Annotated in this window: 22 protein-coding genes; 10 read left to right on the forward strand and 12 right to left on the reverse strand. The window is 53.9% G+C overall.

The features are described 5' to 3' along the window. Positions 1-33 precede the first annotated feature (33 nt). Together infC and thrS are read right to left on the reverse strand one after the other, a co-directional pair. A complete protein-coding gene (gene infC, locus FOY96_RS12755) occupies positions 34-576 on the reverse strand; it encodes a translation initiation factor IF-3 (protein ID WP_014069901.1) in 543 nt (180 codons plus the stop codon). Positions 577-579: 3 nt separating this feature from the next. After that, the gene (thrS, locus tag FOY96_RS12760) at positions 580-2,508 is read right to left on the reverse strand and encodes a threonine--tRNA ligase (protein ID WP_008500657.1); all 1,929 of its coding nucleotides are present in this window, start codon (positions 2,506-2,508) and stop codon (positions 580-582) included. A gap of 322 nt (positions 2,509-2,830) precedes the next feature. Here thrS and yncL point away from each other — a divergent pair, with 322 nt between their 5' ends. Then, complete coding sequence (yncL, locus tag FOY96_RS12765) at positions 2,831-2,923, forward strand: stress response membrane protein YncL (protein WP_021241082.1); 93 nt, start codon at positions 2,831-2,833, stop codon at positions 2,921-2,923. Positions 2,924-3,021: 98 nt separating this feature from the next. After that, positions 3,022-3,129 carry a small membrane protein YniD gene (yniD, locus tag FOY96_RS12770; RefSeq protein WP_008500658.1) on the forward strand — a complete coding sequence of 36 codons (108 nt, stop codon included), beginning with the start codon at positions 3,022-3,024 and terminating at the stop codon, positions 3,127-3,129. A gap of 80 nt (positions 3,130-3,209) precedes the next feature. On the opposite strand, the gene FOY96_RS12775 is transcribed toward yniD, so the two are convergent. Beyond that, the gene (locus FOY96_RS12775; protein ID WP_033145273.1) at positions 3,210-3,968 is read right to left on the reverse strand and encodes a DUF481 domain-containing protein; all 759 of its coding nucleotides are present in this window, start codon (positions 3,966-3,968) and stop codon (positions 3,210-3,212) included. A 295-nt stretch (positions 3,969-4,263) separates the two neighbouring features. Between FOY96_RS12775 and pfkB the strand changes: the two genes are divergently transcribed. The 3 genes from pfkB to FOY96_RS12790 all read left to right on the forward strand — a co-directional run bounded on the left by pfkB (position 4,264) and on the right by FOY96_RS12790 (position 6,559). Further along, entirely contained in the window at positions 4,264-5,196 is a 933-nt protein-coding gene (gene pfkB / locus FOY96_RS12780; protein WP_143347776.1) for a 6-phosphofructokinase II, read from the forward strand. 106 nt (positions 5,197-5,302) lie between these two features. Further along, positions 5,303-5,593 (forward strand): type V toxin-antitoxin system endoribonuclease antitoxin GhoS, encoded by a 291-nt coding sequence (gene ghoS, locus FOY96_RS12785; protein ID WP_143347198.1) that lies wholly within the window; start codon positions 5,303-5,305, stop codon positions 5,591-5,593. Positions 5,594-5,698: 105 nt separating this feature from the next. Next, on the forward strand, positions 5,699-6,559 hold the full coding sequence (locus FOY96_RS12790; RefSeq protein ID WP_143347199.1) for a fructosamine kinase family protein: 861 nt from the start codon (positions 5,699-5,701) through the stop codon (positions 6,557-6,559). Positions 6,560-6,595: 36 nt separating this feature from the next. On the opposite strand, the gene FOY96_RS12795 is transcribed toward FOY96_RS12790, so the two are convergent. Beyond that, the gene (locus FOY96_RS12795; RefSeq protein ID WP_023311291.1) at positions 6,596-7,132 is read right to left on the reverse strand and encodes a YniB family protein; all 537 of its coding nucleotides are present in this window, start codon (positions 7,130-7,132) and stop codon (positions 6,596-6,598) included. Positions 7,133-7,280: 148 nt separating this feature from the next. On the opposite strand from FOY96_RS12795, the gene hxpB reads away from it, so the two are divergent. From hxpB to FOY96_RS12810, 3 genes are all read left to right on the forward strand, one after another. After that, positions 7,281-7,952, forward strand: coding sequence for a hexitol phosphatase HxpB (gene hxpB / locus FOY96_RS12800; protein ID WP_143347200.1), 672 nt, complete (start codon positions 7,281-7,283; stop codon positions 7,950-7,952). A gap of 101 nt (positions 7,953-8,053) precedes the next feature. Beyond that, positions 8,054-8,644, forward strand: coding sequence for a metal-dependent hydrolase (locus FOY96_RS12805; RefSeq protein WP_014883483.1), 591 nt, complete (start codon positions 8,054-8,056; stop codon positions 8,642-8,644). Between the two features lie 127 nt (positions 8,645-8,771). Then, complete coding sequence (locus tag FOY96_RS12810; protein ID WP_045336125.1) at positions 8,772-10,163, forward strand: L-cystine transporter; 1,392 nt, start codon at positions 8,772-8,774, stop codon at positions 10,161-10,163. 48 nt (positions 10,164-10,211) lie between these two features. Here the strand turns inward: FOY96_RS12810 and cedA are convergent, their stop codons facing one another. Beyond that, entirely contained in the window at positions 10,212-10,604 is a 393-nt protein-coding gene (gene cedA, locus FOY96_RS12815) for a cell division activator CedA (protein WP_315987703.1), read from the reverse strand. A 50-nt stretch (positions 10,605-10,654) separates the two neighbouring features. Here cedA and katE point away from each other — a divergent pair, with 50 nt between their 5' ends. Further along, a complete protein-coding gene (gene katE, locus FOY96_RS12820; RefSeq protein WP_143347201.1) occupies positions 10,655-12,904 on the forward strand; it encodes a catalase HPII in 2,250 nt (749 codons plus the stop codon). 129 nt (positions 12,905-13,033) lie between these two features. On the opposite strand, the gene chbG is transcribed toward katE, so the two are convergent. The 7 genes from chbG to osmE all read right to left on the reverse strand — a co-directional run bounded on the left by chbG (position 13,034) and on the right by osmE (position 18,884). Then, positions 13,034-13,783, reverse strand: coding sequence for a chitin disaccharide deacetylase (gene chbG / locus FOY96_RS12825; RefSeq protein ID WP_143347202.1), 750 nt, complete (start codon positions 13,781-13,783; stop codon positions 13,034-13,036). A gap of 11 nt (positions 13,784-13,794) precedes the next feature. Continuing rightward, positions 13,795-15,150: a 6-phospho-beta-glucosidase gene (locus FOY96_RS12830; RefSeq protein WP_069302673.1), complete on the reverse strand. Its 1,356-nt coding sequence runs from the start codon at positions 15,148-15,150 to the stop codon at positions 13,795-13,797. A gap of 109 nt (positions 15,151-15,259) precedes the next feature. Next, positions 15,260-16,102: a transcriptional regulator ChbR gene (chbR, locus tag FOY96_RS12835; protein WP_071884835.1), complete on the reverse strand. Its 843-nt coding sequence runs from the start codon at positions 16,100-16,102 to the stop codon at positions 15,260-15,262. 5 nt (positions 16,103-16,107) lie between these two features. Further along, on the reverse strand, positions 16,108-16,455 hold the full coding sequence (chbA, locus tag FOY96_RS12840) for a PTS N,N'-diacetylchitobiose transporter subunit IIA (protein ID WP_023311284.1): 348 nt from the start codon (positions 16,453-16,455) through the stop codon (positions 16,108-16,110). Between the two features lie 47 nt (positions 16,456-16,502). Continuing rightward, positions 16,503-17,861, reverse strand: coding sequence for a PTS N,N'-diacetylchitobiose transporter subunit IIC (chbC, locus tag FOY96_RS12845; protein WP_143347203.1), 1,359 nt, complete (start codon positions 17,859-17,861; stop codon positions 16,503-16,505). Positions 17,862-17,940: 79 nt separating this feature from the next. Beyond that, on the reverse strand, positions 17,941-18,258 hold the full coding sequence (gene chbB / locus FOY96_RS12850; RefSeq protein WP_008500676.1) for a PTS N,N'-diacetylchitobiose transporter subunit IIB: 318 nt from the start codon (positions 18,256-18,258) through the stop codon (positions 17,941-17,943). Between the two features lie 281 nt (positions 18,259-18,539). Further along, positions 18,540-18,884, reverse strand: a complete 345-nt coding sequence (osmE, locus tag FOY96_RS12855; RefSeq protein WP_010430142.1) for an osmotically-inducible lipoprotein OsmE — start codon at positions 18,882-18,884, stop codon at positions 18,540-18,542. A 232-nt stretch (positions 18,885-19,116) separates the two neighbouring features. Between osmE and nadE the strand changes: the two genes are divergently transcribed. Continuing rightward, on the forward strand, positions 19,117-19,944 hold the full coding sequence (gene nadE, locus FOY96_RS12860) for an NAD(+) synthase (RefSeq protein WP_033145265.1): 828 nt from the start codon (positions 19,117-19,119) through the stop codon (positions 19,942-19,944). The last annotated feature ends 44 nt before the right edge of the window (positions 19,945-19,988 follow it).

A 19,988-nucleotide genomic window follows, 5' to 3' on the forward strand; every position in this document is an offset into this window, starting at 1 on the left:
CGAAGGCTCCACAGATTTTGCTGCTTGAAGGCCTTACTGTTTCTTCTTAGGAGCGAGCACCATGATCATCTGGCGGCCTTCGATCTTCGTAGGGAAGGATTCGACTACTGCCAGTTCACTCAGATCGTCACGGACGCGGTTAAGCACTTCCATACCAATCTGTTGGTGGGCCATCTCACGACCGCGGAAACGCAGTGTGATCTTGGCCTTATCGCCATCTTCCAGAAAGCGAATCAGGCTGCGGAGTTTTACCTGATAATCGCCATCGTCGGTACCAGGACGGAATTTGATTTCCTTAACCTGGATAACTTTTTGCTTCTTCTTCTGTTCCTTAGAAGACTTACTCTTTTCATAAAGGAACTTGCCGTAGTCCATGATACGACAAACTGGCGGTTCGGCGTTAGGGCTGATTTCAACTAAATCTACTCCAGCTTCTTCAGCTTTTTCGATCGCTTCTCTCAGACTCACAATCCCCAGTGGTTCACCTTCAAGATCTGTTAAGCGAACTTCCTGGGCGCGAATCTCGCCATTGATACGATTCGGACGTGCCGTTTGAACTCGTTTTCCGCCTTTAATACCTTATTCCTCCAGTTGTTGAAGACTGCGGCTGCGAATCTCTTGTTGCAGCTTCTCAATCACTTCACTTACGTCCAGGCTGCCCAGGTCTTTACCACGGCGGGTGCGAACGGCAACTTTGCCTGCTTCCACCTCTTTATCACCACAGACCAACATATACGGGACACGACGTAAAGTGTGCTCGCGGATTTTAAAGCCAATCTTCTCATTTCTCAAGTCTGCTTTTACGCGAATGCCCGCATTTTGTAGTTTCTGCGTCAATTCTTTAACGTAATCCGCCTGAGAATCGGTAATGTTCATCACCACGACCTGCACTGGCGCAAGCCAGGTTGGGAAGAAGCCAGCGAACTCTTCGGTCAGGATGCCGATGAAGCGCTCCAGAGAACCGAGAATTGCACGGTGAATCATTACCGGTACCTGACGCTCGTTGTCTTCGCCAACATAAGAGGCGCTTAAACGCTGCGGCAGGGAGAAGTCCAGCTGTACAGTACCGCACTGCCATGCGCGATCGAGGCAGTCATACAGGGTAAATTCAATTTTCGGACCGTAGAATGCGCCCTCGCCCAGCTGGTATTCGAACGGAATGCCGTTCTCTTCCAGCGCCACGGCGAGATCCGCTTCTGCGCGATCCCATGTCTCATCGCTACCGATACGTTTTTCCGGACGCGTTGAGAGTTTGACTACGATCTTCTCGAAGCCAAAGGTGCTGTACATATCGTAGACCATACGAATACAGGCGTTAACTTCGTCACGGACCTGATCTTCAGTACAGAAGATATGCGCATCATCCTGAGTAAAGCCACGAACACGCATCAGACCGTGCAGCGCACCTGATGGCTCGTTACGGTGGCAGCTACCGAACTCCGCCATACGCAGCGGCAGGTCGCGGTAGGACTTCAGACCCTGGTTGAAGATCTGAACGTGGCCCGGGCAGTTCATTGGCTTGATGCAGTATTCACGGTTCTCAGACGAGGTGGTGAACATCGCATCTTTGTAGTTGTCCCAGTGGCCGGTTTTTTCCCACAGCACACGGTCCATCATGAACGGGCCTTTCACTTCCTGATACTGGTACTCTTTCAGCTTGGAGCGTACGAAAGTTTCCAGTTCACGGAAGATAGTCCAGCCGTCGTTATGCCAGAACACCATGCCCGGCGCTTCTTCCTGCATGTGGTACAGGTCAAGCTGCTTACCGATTTTACGGTGGTCACGCTTCGCCGCCTCTTCCAGGCGCAGCAGGTACGCGTTCAGGGCTTTTTTATCGGCCCACGCGGTACCATAGATACGCTGCAACATCTTGTTGTTGCTGTCGCCACGCCAGTAGGCGCCTGCGATCTTCATCAGCTTAAAGTGATGACAGAAGCGCATGTTCGGCACGTGAGGTCCACGGCACATGTCGACGTATTCTTCGTGATGGTACAAGCCAGGCTTGTCATCATGCGAAATGTTTTCGTCAAGAATAGAGACCTTGTAGCTCTCGCCGCGCTTCACGAAGGTTTCACGCGCTTCGTGCCAGCTGACTTTCTTCTTGATGACGTCATAGTTCGTTTCGGCGAGCTCGTGCATGCGTTTTTCGAGCGCGTCGATATCTTCCTGAGTCAGGGTGTGGTCAAGGTCAACGTCGTAGTAGAAACCATTGTCGATAACCGGACCGATCGCCATTTTGGTGTTTGGCCACAGCTGTTTGATGGCATGGCCTAACAGGTGCGCGCAGGAGTGACGAATGATCTCCAGACCTTCTTCGTCTTTCGCGGTGATGATTGCAAGCGTCGCATCGTTTTCGATCAGATCGGAAGCATCCACCAGCTCACCGTTAACGCGGCCAGCGATAGTCGCTTTCGCGAGACCAGGACCAATGTCCAGGGCAACATCCATTGGGCTAACAGCACGGTCGAAATGGCGTTGGCTGCCATCAGGAAGAGTAATTACAGGCATTTTATATCCTTATTTGCAGTGATGCCCCACACATAAGAGCATATACAAAGAAAATAATCGTGATTTGACAATAGATTACGACACCATCTGACCAACAATCGTCAAATTGGTTCGTCATCATTCACCAGCCGAATTCAGATTAATGTGGATTTACGGCAAGCGACGTAATGTTAACACTAACGGCAAGGAGATTGCACCCTCTGCGGCCAGATTGATGGGCTGGCGCTTTCGCACGAATTTGCAGGTTGCTTCTCCCCTGCGCTCGCATTTCAAAGATGCTGGGCTACTCTTGAACAGGTCTATAAACCCAAAGGTGCATACCATGAACGTATCCAGTAGAACGGTTGTGATATTGAACATCCTTTCCGCCACAGGTTTATTGTTGATTCTCGCCGAACGATTCCACTGGTTCTGAGCCGAACCCTACGCTGGCATAACCCAATCGTTCCTGAGAAGGGGCATATTTCGGCCCTGTTTGGTAGACTGGGGATATCAACCAACAAGGATTAGGTTATGCCAACTAAACGATTTGCCGTAAAACACTGGAAAATGGTGCTGGTGCTGATTGCCATCTGCGGCGCAATGCTGCTACTCCGTTGGGCGGCAATGATTTGGGGCTAGGGGCGAAGACAAGTCATCAGAAGGGACGTCAAAAGACCGCAGACAATAAACGGGCCGACATCATCATCGGCCCGCTTTTATTACATTCTATAACCCAGTGAAACCGTGGTTCTGCGGTCGGTATGATCCGGTGCAGATTCTGGTGGTGAAGAGTTCCAGGTCACGTTGTAGGCGACTTTCAGGCCAAAGTGTTCGTTGATAGCCACGTTCAGCGCCGTCTCAGAGTTCAGCGTCGTATCGTCGGCACCAAATACAGAAACACCCTGGGTAAATTTGGTGTTGTCAGTCATCTGCCAGGCATAGGTACCGGAAGCGTAACCGAGCGGTTGGGTTTTGGTATCGCCATTGGTGTACTCGTCATAACGCACACCCGGACCGAATTCAAAACGGAAGCTGTGTACCGGACCGTTCAGGAACTGGCGACCATAACCGGCGGTGAATACATCGCGCTGGCGATAACCGTTGTACCGGTCGGTTAACCAGCTTGCCTGACCAAACAGGTAGTCATAGTCGGTCATGTTGTAACGGCTACGTCCGCCTACCGCATACTTCTCGGAAGAACGTTCGTCGTTAGCGGAAGTGTTGCTGGCATTACCCCACAGAGACCAGGCGGTGGTATTACCGTACCAGGTGAGCGTACTGTCCGCCGTCAGAGAAGAGCTTTTCGTGTTACCGGATTGTGCCAGGTATCCGGCGTTCAGGTTACCTTCAAACGGTTTTTTCGCGGTGGAAGGATCGTCCATGACAGTAAAAACGGTATCATCAGCGGTCGCGTTCATAGCCGCAAACACGCCACCCGCCAGCATCAGTGCAGCGGGCACTGTCTTTAAAAGCTTCATTTTATTAAGGAGTCCGTACAACAAAAAAAGAGACCACACGGTCCCGGAATCTTTCTTGAGGATCAATGACAAGGCGTCCAGAGAAAGGTAACAAATTATAAAAAGCCGCAAATAACATAGCAATGTTTTCTTATTTCATTTTTTGAATAAGAACGATCTCAAAAAGCGTTTTATTTTATATATCCCCCGCCTCACTTTTCGTCAGTATTCATATTTAAAATCATACTGTTATTTACATTGCCTTCCTGACAAATGGTGCCAGGCTAATAAGAACCCATGCTAAAAGGAGGTAATGATGGTTTCTATTTATACTCTGACGCTCTCCCCTTCCCTGGATTCCGCCACCCTGACGCCGCAGATTTACCCGGAAGGTAAATTGCGCTGCAGCGCCCCGGTCTTTGAGCCCGGCGGCGGCGGGATCAACGTGGCGCGCGCCATTACACACCTCGGCGGCAAAGCCACGGCAATTTTTCCCGCAGGCGGTGCTACCGGTGAATACCTGGTCTCTCTGCTGGCCGATGAACAGGTGGCCGTTGAAACCGTTGAGGCGAAAGACTGGACGCGGCAAAACCTGCATGTCCACGTAGAATCCAGCGGCGAGCAGTACCGTTTTGTCATGCCGGGCGCGAAACTCAGCGATGACGAGTTTCGTCAGCTTGAAGAGAAAGTGCTGACAATAGAAAGCGGCGCGCTGCTGGTGGTAAGCGGCAGCCTGCCGCCCGGCGTAAGCACGGAAAAATTGACGGCGCTGATTCAGGCCGCGCAGCAGCGCGGTATCCGCTGCATAGTCGACAGCAGCGGCGAGGCCCTGCAGGCGGCTCTGGTGCCGGGCAATCTGGAGCTGGTCAAACCCAACCAGAAAGAGTTAAGCGCGCTGGTCAACCGCGAACTGACGCAGCCTGATGATGTGCGCACCGCCGCGCAGGAGCTGGTGCGAAGCGGTAAAGCGCGGCGCGTAGTCGTCTCCCTTGGCCCTCAGGGGGCGCTGGCAGTCGATGAATCGTCGTCCGTTCAGGTTGTCCCACCGCCGATGAAGAGCCAGAGCACGGTTGGCGCTGGCGATAGCATGGTGGGTGCGATGACGCTAAAACTGGCGCAGGGCGCCTCTCTGCTCGAAATGACACGCTACGGCGTGGCGGCGGGTAGCGCCGCCACCATCAACCAGGGCACGCGTCTCTGTTCGCTTGCCGATACGCAAAAAATCGTCGATTACCTGTCCCGAAATTAACGCCTGTTCCCCTTCGTCGTTACGGAGGGGAATGTCGTCTCTGAGTCGCCAAACGCAAACTATCGACTATGCTAAGAAAACTTCCATGATAACAATGAGGTGAATTATGAGCAGTGGTGACATCACACGCCACGTCGTGACCATCAACCTTCATGAAGCATCGCTAACCGAGCTGAATGAGCTCAACAATGCTTTCACCCGGGCTAATTTTCTCCTCACGCTGACGGATGACGAGGGCAACATTCATGATTTAGGCACCCTGACATTTGGTCTGATCGGCGCCCTGAGTCAGGAAGAGGTTCATGCGCTGGCCGCCAGTCTGGTGGAGAGCGTGACCGACAAGCCTGCCGAAATTGACGTGGATACCTGGGAAAGCTGGCGAAAAAAAGAACAATAAGTGCGCAGTATGAATTTAAACCGCTCAGGTGTGCGTTAGTTCGTATTTTTTTACCGCAGTTATGCGCTAACTTTATGATCTGGCAGACAACATGGGAGAGACAACATGTGGCAGGCTATCAGTCATCTTTTACGTGAGCAGCTGGGTGAAGGTGAAATTGAACTGCGTAACGAACTGCCAGGCGGTGAGATCCACGCCGCGTGGCATTTACGCTACGCTGGGCGCGATCTCTTCGTTAAATGCGATGAGCGAGAGCTGCTTCCAATATTTACCGCCGAAGCCGACCAGCTGGAGCTGTTGTCCCGCAGTAAAACGGTCACGGTCCCGCAGGTTCTGGCCGTGGGGAGCGACCGCGACTACAGCTTCCTGGTGATGGAATATCTCCCCGCCCGCCCGCTGGATGCCCATAATGCGTTCATCCTTGGCCAACAGTTGGCGCGCCTGCATCAATGGAGCGACCAGCCGCAGTTTGGTCTCGACTTTGACAACGATCTCTCCACCACGCCACAGCCCAATGCCTGGCAGCGTCGCTGGTCGACATTTTTTGCCGAGCAGCGCATTGGCTGGCAGCTAGAGCTAGCCGCCGAGAAAGGGCTGGAATTTGGCAATATCGACGCCATCGTCGAGCACGTTCAACAGCGTCTGGCATCCCACCAGCCTCAGGCGTCTATGCTTCACGGCGATTTGTGGTCCAATAACTGCGCGCTGGGTCCCAACGGCCCGTACATCTTTGACCCGGCCTGCTACTGGGGTGACAGAGAGTGCGATCTTGCCATGCTGCCGCTTCATCCTGAGCAGCCGCCGCAAATATACGACGGATACCAGTCTGTTTCCCCCCTCCCGCCCGGTTTCCTCGACCGCCAGCCGGTGTATCAGCTTTATACGCTGATGAACCGTGCCATTCTTTTTGGCGGAGAACACCTTGTTAACGCGCAGCGGGCACTCGAGCGTATGCTTGCCGCCTGAGAAGATAACGGGTGGCCTTGCCGCCACCCTTATCGCTTACAGAAAACCGAGCAGTGAGAAGAAGAAGTATCCCGCCACAATGATAATCACGGGAAGGATATAGAGCGGGAAAATTTGCAGGAAAATGGTGTGACGCGGCACAACAATGCGGGATTCAATCTGCTCCCGACTCATTCCTTCCGGGCCTTTGGCCTGCTCCAGAATCAACTGATCCTCAACGCCTTCGCGTAAAAAGCGCGTCTGGCGACTCATTCTCGCGCCAGAGGCCTGTAATGCCAGCGCGACAAAGATCAGGGCATATATCACCCAAAAGCCGATATTCAGCTGTTGATGAAAATCCGGGGTGGGTGAGTTAAACCAGAAGACATTCAAAAATGGCGTATTAAAACGCATCATCTCAATCATGACATGAGCGAAATCAAGCATTACCGCATTGATACCCGGCTGTTTTTCGCTGTGGTCGTACATAAATTTGAGTACAGAAATCAGCGTAGAAATGACGGCAGGAATAAAAATCACCCAGCCAGCAATACGTTTTAAGACCGCAATGCGTCCAGCTTGTTGATACGTCATCAGTTCCTCTTCATAAAGACGCGTTATTTGTGCCTAAGTCTACCTGCTGGTCATCAATTTCGCCCGCTCTTTAAAAGCAATATGCTAAATTGCAGAGTGTGCTTAGCACGTATCGTCTGTCGAACACCCTGGATAAGGAGACGTTGTGATGTCGACACCGCGCCAAATTCTTGCCGCAATTTTTGACATGGATGGATTACTGATCGATTCCGAACCGCTGTGGGATCGCGCCGAACTGGACGTTATGGCCAGCCTGGGCGTGGATATCAGCCGCCGTAATGAACTTCCCGATACGCTGGGCCTGCGCATCGATATGGTGGTTGACCTGTGGTTTGCCCAACAGCCTTGGGTAGGTCCCAATCGCGATGAGGTGACCGCACGCATTATCAGCCGCGCCATTTCTCTGGTGGAAGAGAACAGGCCGCTGCTGCCCGGCGTACGTGAGGCCGTCGCGCTGTGTAAAGCCCAGGGGCTGAAGGTCGGACTGGCCTCGGCTTCACCGCTGCATATGCTGGAAAAAGTGCTCACGATGTTTGAACTGCGCGACAGTTTCGACGCGCTGGCGTCCGCTGAAAAATTGCCTTACAGCAAGCCGCACCCGCAGGTCTATCTGGACTGTGCCGCAAAGCTGGGCCTGGATCCCCTCAACTGCGTTGCGCTGGAAGATTCCGTTAACGGTATGGTGGCGTCGAAGGCTGCAAGGATGCGCTCCATTGTGGTGCCCGCTGAAGAAGGCCGTCACGACCCCCGGTTTGCCCTCGCCGACGTTAAGCTTAACTCGCTGGCAGAACTCACGGTGCATCATCTGCAGGGCAGTTAACGCCCTTCTCCGGTTTGTGACAAACAGTTACACCGTCACCTCTTCCGCCTACTGTATAAAAACCCTATACTGTATGAATTGACAGTTTTGTGGGTTTTATCATGACGGCGGAAGGCCACCTGCTTTTTTCTATTGCGTGCGCAGTATTTGCCAAAAACGCTGAACTCACCCCCGTGCTGGCACAGGGGGACTGGTGGCATATTGTCCCTTCCGCCGTATTGACCTGTCTGCTGCCCGACATTGACCACCCCAAGTCCTTCCTCGGACAACGCCTGAAGTGGGTGTCGAAACCCATCGCCCGCGCGTTCGGCCATCGGGGGTTTACGCACAGCTTGCTGGCCGTGTTTGGCCTGCTGACGCTTTTCTATTTGAAGGTGCCCGAAAGCTGGATAGTCCCCGCCGATGCCATCCAGGGGATGGTGCTGGGCTATTTAAGCCATATTCTCGCCGATATGCTGACGCCTGCGGGCGTGCCGCTGCTGTGGCCCTGCCGCTGGCGTTTCCGTTTTCCCATCCTCGCACCGCAGAAAGGAAACCAGCTTGAGCGCGTATTGTGCATGGCGCTGTTTGCTTACGCCGTCTGGATGCCGCAAACCTTGCCCGAAAACAGTGCAGTTCGCTGGTCATCCCAGATGATTAATTCGCTGCAATTTCAGTTTAATCGCTTTATTCATCACCAGATTGAACAGTAAACCGACAAAATTATCCCATTTGTCATAAACCATTCCATTTGGATATAAGCGCTACATCACACTTCTGCTAACCTTCCGCCAACAGGATCGGTAAAAACCGACCCAATAATAAATCAGGAGAACGGGGATGAATTTTCCACTCATCGCGAACGTCGTTGTGTTCGCTGTATTGCTATTGCTTCTCGCGCAGGCGCGCCACAAACAGTGGAGCCTGGCGAAAAAAGTGCTGGTTGGTCTGGCCATGGGTGTCGTATTTGGTCTGGCATTACAGGCAATTTATGGCTCCGATAATCCAGTTCTGAAAGATTCTATTCAGTGGTTCAACATCGTCGGTAACGGCTATGTCCAGCTGCTGCAGATGATCGTTATGCCGCTGGTGTTCGCCTCTATTCTGAGCGCCGTGGCCCGCCTGCATAACGCCACGCAGCTGGGAAAAATCAGCTTCCTGACCATTGGTACGCTGCTGTTCACTACGCTGATTGCCGCGCTGGTGGGTGTGCTGGTCACCAACCTGTTTGGCCTGACCGCAGAAGGTCTGGTTCAGGGTACCGCTGAAACGGCGCGTCTTACCGCGATTCAAACCAACTATGTTGGTAAAGTGGCTGACCTGACCGTGCCGCAGATGGTGCTCTCCTTCATTCCGAAGAACCCGTTTGCTGACCTGACCGGTGCGAGCCCAACCTCGATCATCAGCGTGGTTATTTTCGCCGCGTTCCTGGGCGTAGCGGCGCTGAAGCTGCTGAAAGACGACGCGCCTAAAGGCGAACGCGTGCTGACCGCGATTGACACCCTGCAAAGCTGGGTGATGAAGCTGGTGCGTCTGGTGATGCAGCTGACGCCTTACGGCGTGCTGGCGCTGATGACCAAAGTGGTTGCCGGCTCTAACCTGCAGGACATCATCAAGCTGGGCAGCTTCGTTGTCGCCTCCTATCTGGGCCTGGGCATTATGTTCGTGGTGCACGGCATCCTGCTGGGCGTAAACGGCGTCAGCCCGCTGAAATACTTCCGTAAAGTCTGGCCGGTACTGACCTTTGCCTTCACCAGCCGTTCCAGCGCCGCGTCTATTCCGCTGAACGTTGAAGCGCAAACCCGCCGTCTGGGCGTGCCTGAATCCATCGCCAGCTTCTCTGCCTCCTTTGGTGCCACCATTGGTCAGAACGGCTGTGCGGGTCTGTATCCGGCGATGCTGGCCGTGATGGTCGCCCCTACCGTTGGGATTAACCCGCTGGATCCGGTCTGGATCGCCACGCTGGTCGGGATTGTTACCGTAAGCTCCGCAGGCGTTGCGGGCGTTGGCGGTGGCGCAACCTTCGCCGCGCTGATTGTGCTGCCCGCGCTGGGCCTGCCCGTGACGCTGGTCGCGCTGCTGATCTCCGTTGAGCCGCTGATCGACATGGGCCGTACCGCGCTGAACGTAAGCGGCTCCATGACCGCCGGTACGCTGACCAGCCAGTGGCTGAAGCAGACCGACAAAGCGATTCTGGAAAGTGAAGACGACGCCGAGCTGGCGCACCGTTAAACTCGGTAGAAATAAAAAAACCGCCTGATGGCGGTTTTTTTATGGCTGTTATTCTTCAACCTCTTCATCCTGGCGGATCTGCATCGCCCACCGCTGCGCTGACTCCGGCACCGTAAACGTGGGCGAGCGGCGGAAATGTTCGCCGATCAGCACGAAGGCCACGTATTTCCCCCGAAGCTGCCAGACATCGCGAAAACCCTCCACTTTCAGGGCATGGTCAGGCGGCGCGGGCTCAACGCGGGGCACATAGCTAATAACCTGGCGGTTTTGTTGACGAAGAGGTTTCATAAGCGACTGGTTCACTAAAGCAAATTCTTGAAGCAGGAAAATTCTATGATAGCCGATCCTGCTGCCTTCCGTCGCGCCCCGAGTGGGTGAGAAGGCTCCTTTCGTCAATGACGGCATGTGAAAACTCTTAGTTCGCGAGCCATCTCGCGACATTGTTCTATCCTTAATAGGGTTTTTAGCAATGGATAAAGGAGAAGCGTGCAATGTCGAACAAAGATAAAACACATCAATCACCGATTCATGGCACTGAGGAATCTCAACCGGGTATGGACTCTCTCGCCCCTGCTGACGGCTCTCATCGCCCCTCCCCTGGCCCCTCTGCACCGGGCGAACAGCCTACCGCACCGGGAAGCATGAAATCGCCGGAGACGGGAAACGAGAAGCTGAAATCGCTTGAGCCGCACCGCAAAGGCGGCGAAGGTTTTGCGCTGACCACCAATCAGGGCGTGCGCATTGCTGACGATCAGAACTCCCTTCGCGCAGGCGCGCGCGGGCCAACCCTGCTGGAAGATTTTATCCTGCGGGAAAAAATCACCCATTTCGACCACGAGCGGATACCGGAACGCATCGTCCACGCGCGCGGTTCCGCTGCGCACGGCTACTTCCAGCCCTATAAGAGCCTGAAAGCGATCACCAAAGCGGATTTCCTCTCCGATCCGGACAAAATCACTCCGGTATTTGTGCGCTTCTCCACCGTACAGGGCGGCGCGGGTTCGGCAGATACCGTCCGGGATATCCGCGGCTTTGCCACCAAGTTTTATACCGAAGAGGGTATTTTCGATCTGGTGGGCAATAACACCCCGGTGTTCTTCATTCAGGATGCGCATAAATTTCCTGACTTTGTCCATGCGGTAAAACCGGAGCCCCACTGGGCCATACCGCAGGGACAAAGCGCGCACGACACCTTCTGGGACTATGTCTCCCTGCAGCCTGAAACCTTACACAACGTGATGTGGGCGATGTCAGACCGCGGCATTCCGCGCAGCTATCGCACCATGGAAGGCTTTGGCATCCATACCTTCCGTCTGATCAACGCCGAGGGTAAAGCCACGTTCGTCCGTTTCCACTGGAAGCCGGTGGCGGGTAAAGCCTCCCTGGTGTGGGATGAGGCGCAGAAGCTGACCGGTCGCGATCCGGATTTCCATCGCCGCGAGCTGTGGGAGTCCATTGAAGCGGGCGACTTCCCGGAGTATGAACTGGGCCTGCAGCTCATTCCGGAGGAGGACGAATTTAAGTTCGATTTCGACCTGCTTGACCCGACGAAGCTGATCCCGGAAGAGCTGGTGCCGGTTCAGCTGGTGGGTAAAATGGTGCTCAACCGCAACCCGGATAATTTCTTTGCCGAAAACGAACAGGCCGCGTTCCACCCGGGGCATATCGTGCCGGGGCTGGACTTCACCAACGATCCGCTCCTGCAGGGACGTTTGTTCTCGTATACCGATACGCAGATCAGCCGTCTGGGCGGGCCGAACTTCCACGAAATTCCGATTAACCGCCCAACCTGCCCATACCACAATTTCCAGCGCGACGGGATGCACCGTCAGGATATTGATACCAATCCGGCGAACTATGAGCCGAACTCCATCAACGATAACTGGCCGCGCGAAACGCCTCCGGCGCCGAAACGCGGTGGATTCGAATCGTACCAGGAGCGTATCGACGGCAACAAAATTCGCGAGCGCAGCCCGTCGTTCGGCGAGTATTACGCCCATCCTCGCCTGTTCTGGAACAGCCAGACGCCGATTGAGCAACAGCACATTATCGGCGGCTTCAGCTTTGAGCTGAGCAAAGTGGTGCGTACCTACATCCGCGAGCGTGTGGTCGATCATCTGGCGCGCATTGATATTCAGCTCGCCCAGAGCGTTGCGGATAACCTGGGCATTACGCTGACCGACGAGCAGCGCAATCTTGCCCCGCCTAAAGAGGTTAACGGCGTGAAGAAAGATCCGTCGCTGAGCCTGTATGCCGTGCCGGGTGGCTCGATTAAAGGCCGCGTGGTCGCCATCCTGCTGAACGACAAAACCCGCGCCAGCGACGTGCTGGGGATTATGCAGGCGCTGAAGACACAGGGCGTGCATGCGAAACTGCTTTATTCCCGCATGGGGGAAGTGACCGCCGATGACGGCTCCGTGCTGCCGGTGGCGGCGACCTTTGCCGGGGCGCCATCGCTGACCGTCGATGCGGTGATTGTGCCGTGCGGAGATATAGACAGCCTGCTGAGCAACGGTGACGCGGTGTATTATCTGCTGGAAGCCTACAAGCACCTGAAACCGATCGCGCTGTCCGGCGACGCGCGACGGTTTAAGGCGCACCTGAAGGTGGCCGATCAGGGTGAGGACGGCATTGTCGAGGGAGACAACGTTGACGATGCCTTTATGACGAAGCTGTTTGATTTGCTCGCCGCGCACCGCGTCTGGTCGCGCAGCAGTAAGATTGACCAGATCCCGGCGTAAAAAATACCCTCACCCCGGCCCTCTCCCTGAAAGGGAGAGGGTGAAATGCAGACCTGTGTTCGCATTACAGACCGCACGGCCCAGTCCCCTCTCCCTTTTGGGGAGAGGGTTAGGGTGAGGGGGAATTTCTCACAAATCCCCGAACGTTCCCAACCGATACCCGCGCTCGGCAATCGCGTATTTCAGCGACGGCGACGTCAACACGTCCAGCTCCGCCAGGCGCGGCCAGCAGTAGGCGCTTTTCCGCACGGTGTTATCGACAAAAGCAGGATGCGCCATGACCTCCAGCGACCGTTCCCCCCGCGCGCTGGAATCATCCAGCACCTTAAGGAACAGCGCTTCGTCGATCTCGTCGCCGTAAAATGCGCTGCTGAATCCCTCAGTGGTGGTCACGGCGCAGTCGGGCACGCCGCGAGCCTCCCGATCCACGCGCATCGCCACGCCTTTGCATTTTGCAAACTCAGCGACAATGGGGAAAATTGCCGGGATCATATGCACGTGGTGATGGCTGTCGATGTGCGTCGGCGCCTTACCAAAGGCGTCAACAAAGCGGTTGAACTGACACTCCAGCTCGCGGGCAACCTCTTCGAGAGGCAGAACGCCCTGTTCCGCCAGTTCCCAAATCCATTTGCCCAGCTGGCCGTCGCGCGTCAGGCCCGGCATTGGCGAAAGCGGCATCCCGAGCGTCAGCACAAAATGCATGCCGACGCCCAGCTCCGGCACCTCGCGGCTCAGCTGCGCCGCGTGTTCAACCGCCTCACCATTCACCAGTGCCGTGGTCGAGGTCACAACACCCCGGCGACAGGCTTCAATAATGCCGTAGTTCTGACCTTTCGAGAGGCCAAAATCATCAGCATTAACGATCAGCAGGTTTTCCATTGTGCGTCCTCTCAGTGGTGTTTGAACTTGAGCTTCTCGATGGTGGCGGCAAAGTTCGGCAACCATTTTTCATGCGCCAGGATCATCTCGCTGGCCAGCTGCTCCGCATCGCGGTCGGAATGCACCAGCGGGCTGAGGTTCAGCGCCAGAAGCACGTCATTGAGCTCGCCGCTCAGCGCCGCGTTGCTTGCCGCCACTTCAAAGCCTTTGATGGTGTGGATCAGGCCCATAACCTTATCATCGAAGTGGGTGATGCGTGGATGCGGTTTAGCGCCATCGCGTCCCAGGATGCAGGTCATCTCGACCGCCCAGTCAGCCGGGATATTGTCGATATGGCCGTGGTGCGGCACGTTGACATAGTGTTCCGCCTGCTTGTCGTTGTAGATGGCGTTAATCACTTCGCACGCCGCATCGGAGTAGTAGGCCCCGCCGCGCTGCTCCAGCTCTTTCGGTTTAACGTTCAGGTTCGGATCTTTATACAAATCGAACAGCTGCTTCTCTACTTTCTGAACGATCTGCGCGCGCGCGCCGCCCTTATAGTACTCGCCCATTTCGATAGCCAGCATCTCTTTCTGCTTAAAGTAGTAAAGCAGGTACGAGCACGGCAGCAGGTTCAGCGAGCGGATCAGCCCTTCGCTGAACGGCAGGTCAAAGATGTTTTTCACCGATGCCGCCGTCAGGCGACCGGAAGCCACGCCGTCCAGCAGTTCGGCAAAGCGCGATTTTCCGTTCACGATCACGTCTTTAATGAATACCATGTGGTTCAGGCCGAACAGGTCGATGGAGAGATCGTCACTGTCGGTCAGCGCCAGCACGTCGCGGATAAACATCTTCATACCAATCGGAATATTACAGACGCCGATAAAGCGTTTGAAACCGGTATGACGATAGACCGCCTCGGTCACCATCCCGGCCGGGTTGGTGAAGTTAATCACCCACGCGTTCGGGCAGATCTCCTGTACGTCTTTGACGATGTCGAAAATCACCGGGATGGTACGCAGGCCTTTGAACAGGCCGCCCGCGCCGTTGGTCTCCTGCCCGAGATAGCCGTGGCTCAGCGGGATACGCTCGTCCAGCTCGCGCGCCTTCAGCTGGCCGACGCGCAGCTGGGTAGTCACGAAATCAGCATCTTTCAGCGCCAGACGGCGATCGAGAGTTTTATGCACGGTCAGAGGCACGCCCGCTTTCTCCACCATGCGCTTGCACAGGTCGAAAATAATATTCAGCTTTTCCTGACCTTCCTCAACGTCAACCAGCCATAATTCGCTGACCGGTAATTCATGGTAACGTTTCAGAAAACCTTCAAGTAATTCCGGGGTATAGCTGCTGCCGCCACCAATGGTTACGACTTTTAATTTCTTCTGCATAATATCTCCCTTAGCGTATCAGGTTAATCGCCTGCAAGGTATAGCGTACTCTTCCCGCTATTTGGGCAAGCCATTAAAGCAATATTTGTGGCGGGTAATCCGCCGAAAGTTAATTAATTACCGTTAAATTCTTCCGGTAACTGTTCGGTGTGAATGAAGTCAATTTCTTAAAGGTCTTAATAAACAAGCTGGGACTACTGTATCCTGACTCGTACGCAATATCGGTGACAGAGTAGTTGGTAATTTCCAGCTGTTTCCTGGCAAAATTAATGCGGATTTCATTAATAATTTGCACGGGTGTTTTACGATAATAGCGCTGCGTCGCGCGGGTCAGATATTCCTGGGATTTTCCCGACAGTGACACCATATTTTCCAGCGCATTTTCGCTGAACTGGCCTTTATCGTGCATCAGCTCAACGGTGCTGCGAAGCCACTGTGGAATATCATCCGTCACCTGCTGCTCCTCACGATGATGGCGCAGCCGGTTCATCACATAGAAGGTCACCGTTTCAATAAACTCATCAAATTCATTGTCGCGGAAGTTAAGCGAGGCGATAACCGTTTCAATCCAGGTCATAAACTCGTTTTTGACCCGATAGACCTGGGAGGCCACAAAGCAGAACGGCACCAGCGGCAGATAGTGCTTCTCAAAGAAGCGTCTGCTGACGCCCACATTCAGAATACGGGTGGCACCAAATTCGTAAAAGCTCTGGTGATAAGAACCCATCGGCAGGAAGACAAAATCCCCTCGCTCAAGCAGGACGCGCTTACCGTTGATCTCCTGGTAGTAGCGGCCGGTCAGAACAATCGTGAACTCGTAGTAGTCATGCTGGTGCAGACCGCTGGCGCTCTCCGTCTTGTTGTAGATAACCACGTGAAAATTTTTGCCGTTAAACAGCTGCTGTTCAAGTGCGGTTTTAATTTCCATCGTGCTGACCTCCTGCTGCGAAATCCGACTCAGTGCATTTTCTCGTGAAGCTCGATAAGCTCCGCCACCAGCTCACGCGCCAGCATCGAGGTCATCAGGTGATCCTGCGCGTGGACCAGCACCAGGCTGACCTTCATCTTCCCTTCGCCCTGATCGCCTTCAATCAGCTTTGTCTGCACCAGGTGCGCTTCGTTCAGCGCCGTGCGGGACTGGTCCATCATGGTTTTCGCGGCGGCGAAATCTCCCTGCTTGGCCTGCTTCAGTGCGGCATAGGCCAGGCTGCGGGCCTGTCCGGAGTTGATGATAAGCCCCATCACCACTTCTTCGAGATCGTTCTCGACGGCTTCGTCTGCGACAATACTATCCAAATCTAACATGTTTAAGCTCCTTGTGGCTGGCGCGGGCTTCCCCGCGCCGGTCAATCTTAGAATTTCAGTGAGAGGGCAATATCCTCTTCGCTCTCTTCTTCATCAATAATGGTGGCGGCTTTGTTGGCAATCGCCACGAACGGCATGTACAGCAGGGTGGCAATCCCGAGGTTGAATATCGCCAGCAGGAAGGCCGCGACGCTACCGTTGGTGTTAAAGAAGGCGCCCAGGCCCGCCGGCATGGTCCACGGCGCAATGTTGGTGACCGGTGGAATGATGCCCATGTAATACGCCGTCAGGGTGACCGCGGCCAGCAGCGGCTGAATCAGGATGAACGGAATGAACATTACCGGGTTCATGATGATTGGCAGACCGAACAGAATCGGTTCGTTAATCTGGAAGATGCCTGATGGCAGCGCCAGCTTCGCGACCTGACGGTAGTCAGCACGACGAGAGACAATAAAGACCGCGATGATCAGACCCAAGGTCGCCCCGGTACCGCCCAGGAAGATATAGGAGTCAAGCATCGGCTTCGCCCACACATGGAAGGTTTTACCCGCTGCCAGCGCCGCGTCAACGGAGCCGTACTGCTGGTAAAGCGCAACGTTTTCCAGTGCCCAGGGGGTCATAATCCCGCTGTCCAGCGCGGCCAGTGCCAGTGAACCATGCACGCCAAAGAACCACAGCAGAGAGGTGAAAATCACATACGCCCAACCGACCACGCCACCCATCGACGCCAGCGGCGTAGAGATAGAGTCCATGATGATCTGGTGGAAGTTAGTGCCCCAGTGGGAGAGCGCCCAGGCGATAATCCCCATGATGGAGAGAATAATGAAGCCTGGAATCAACGCGGAAAATGAACGAGAAACGGAAGCCGGTACGCTATCCGGCAGGCGGATAACCCAGTTGCGGCGGATAATAAAGGTGAACATTTCTGCCACCACCAGGCCGATAACAATACCGGAGATGATGTTGGCCCCGCCCAGCCAGTTGGCGCCAACGGCATAGGCTTCACCCACGCTATAAGGCGTTACGGTCATAAAGGCGGCAACGGATAATAACCCGGCAGCCAGCGGATCCACTTTACGCTCTTCTGCCAGTGCCATCCCAATAAAGAAAGGCGCCATCAGCGACATAATCCCTAACGTACCGTTATAGACGTTGCCGCCGATGGCTTTAAAACCATTAAGGGTTTCAATAGTGGAAGCGTCTAACCGAATTCCTAATGAATAAAAGAAGGAACCTTCACCAAAGCTCAGAAAAACGTTGTTAATTAAAACGAACATGGCCCCGGCCAGCGTCAACGGCATTAATTTAATAAAGCCGTTTTTGATGGCATTAACGTGAGGCTGCTTTCCTATTTTAACAGCAAAAGGAAGGAGTACCTTTTCAAGTGAAGCGATGACTTTACTCATAGGAAAATACCCTTAAATGCCGTAACGCATGTTACGGCGTATTGTGTGTGAAATAACTCTTTGACGGGAAAAATAAAAATTAATTAGCAGCTTTTTTAATGGCTGCCACAGCAGCTTTAAGAACACCTAAACCATCAATTTTGCCGTACAGCCCCGAGTCGATCACTTCGACCGGTTTATTGGGTAACAGTCGTTGAATTTCGGGCAACATATAGGCAATTTGCGGCCCCAGTAAAACAACATCGGCTGTCTGGCCTTTTTCGCCCGCCAGCGTCTCTGGAAACGCTTCAATCACCACAGGGACTTCATACTTTTCAGCCTGCGCACGCATCTTTGACACCAGAAGCGACGTTGACATGCCCGCTGAGCAGAACAGGTAGATATGTTTCTTTTCCATCGTGATTTCCCTCTTATATAACTACCTGCCATCGCGCTATCACTCGACTCGCTGTCCCGGCAGACAGGTAGCTTGCGTACTGTTGTTTATCGTTGGAGTGAGTATACGCAATGGTACAGACAGGGGATAATTCTGGATAGGCTCAAATTGTCTCTCATTGACCTGGCTTGTTGACTCCCTTCACATTTCGGGCAAATAATTCGCGCAAAGAAATAAGATTTTCTGATGCATAAAAAAACCGGCCCATGGGCCGGTTTGTTAACATCCTCAGGCAAGCAGGGTTACTGCGCCTTAGGTGCCTGCGGATCGGTGTCGTATTCAGCACAGGTCTGATAGCCGGAGTTGATCACATGACCGGTATCATCCAGGGCGACGAAGTAGGTTTCTGCCTTACCATCACGTTGACCCAGGATATAGGTCTGGCAGGTCCCTTTCGCATGAATCATGGTCACTTCAGAAGAAGGTTTACCGGCAATCGCAGCCACCTGCGAACGGGTCATGCCTTTTTTAACGTCTTTTACTACGGGCTGCGTAAACTGATCCTTAGTGCGATCGTAAGCCGTACACCCTGCCAGCATAGTCAGTACCGCCGCTGCGCTAAGAATTCCTGCTACGTTCTTGTTCATATTCCGTCCTCTTGTTTATCAGCGTGTTATCTAAGCATGGGATAAAAAGTACTATTGTTCAACTTTGTGAGTTACGCCAGACGAATTTCGGAAAATTCTAATAAAACAACGATAACCTGCTAAATCGGCGCAAATTAGCGCACTCGAAACTGTGATCCTTGTCGTTTCTCGCCCAAAGGGTTAGTTTTAACAGCTAACACATTCTGTTTATGTACTGCATATGGAGGGCGTGATGGCTCTGCAACAAGAGATTATTCAGGCACTGGGCGCGAAGCCTACGGTAGATGCACATGAAGAGATCCGCCGCAGCGTGGATTTTTTAAAATCGTACTTAAAAAAGAACGCTTTCCTGAAATCCCTGGTGCTGGGCATTAGCGGCGGCCAGGACTCTACCCTGACCGGTAAACTCTGCCAGATGGCGATTTCAGAGCTTCGCGAAGAGACGGGTGATGAGAAACTACAGTTTATCGCGGTGCGTCTTCCTTATGGCGTACAGGCGGACGAGCAGGATTGCCAGGATGCCATTGCCTTCATTCAGCCTGACCGCGTGCTGACCGTAAATATTAAGGGCTCGGTGCTGGCAAGCGAGCAGGCGCTTCGCGAAGCGGGCATTGAGCTGAGCGATTTTGTTCGCGGCAACGAGAAGGCCCGCGAGCGCATGAAAGCGCAGTACAGCATCGCCGGGATGACCAAAGGCGTTGTGGTCGGCACCGATCATGCGGCAGAAGCGATCACCGGTTTCTTCACCAAATACGGCGACGGCGGCACCGACATTAACCCGATCTTCCGTCTCAACAAGCGTCAGGGTAAGCAGCTGCTGGCCGCGCTGGGCTGTCCTGAGCATCTGTATAAGAAAGCGCCGACAGCGGACCTTGAAGACGATCGCCCTTCCCTGCCGGATGAAGCGGCCCTTGGCGTCACCTATGACAACATCGATGATTATCTGGAAGGCAAAAAGCTGGATGAACGGACCGCGAAAATCATCGAAGGCTGGTATCTGAAAACCGAGCACAAGCGCCACACGCCAATTACGGTGTTTGACGACTTCTGGAAAAAATAAAGCAAAGCGGTAACCAGGTTACCGCTTTTAATGTTTGCGCCCTC

The organism is Enterobacter asburiae (assembly GCF_007035645.1).
GTDB lineage: Bacteria > Pseudomonadota > Gammaproteobacteria > Enterobacterales > Enterobacteriaceae > Enterobacter > Enterobacter asburiae_B.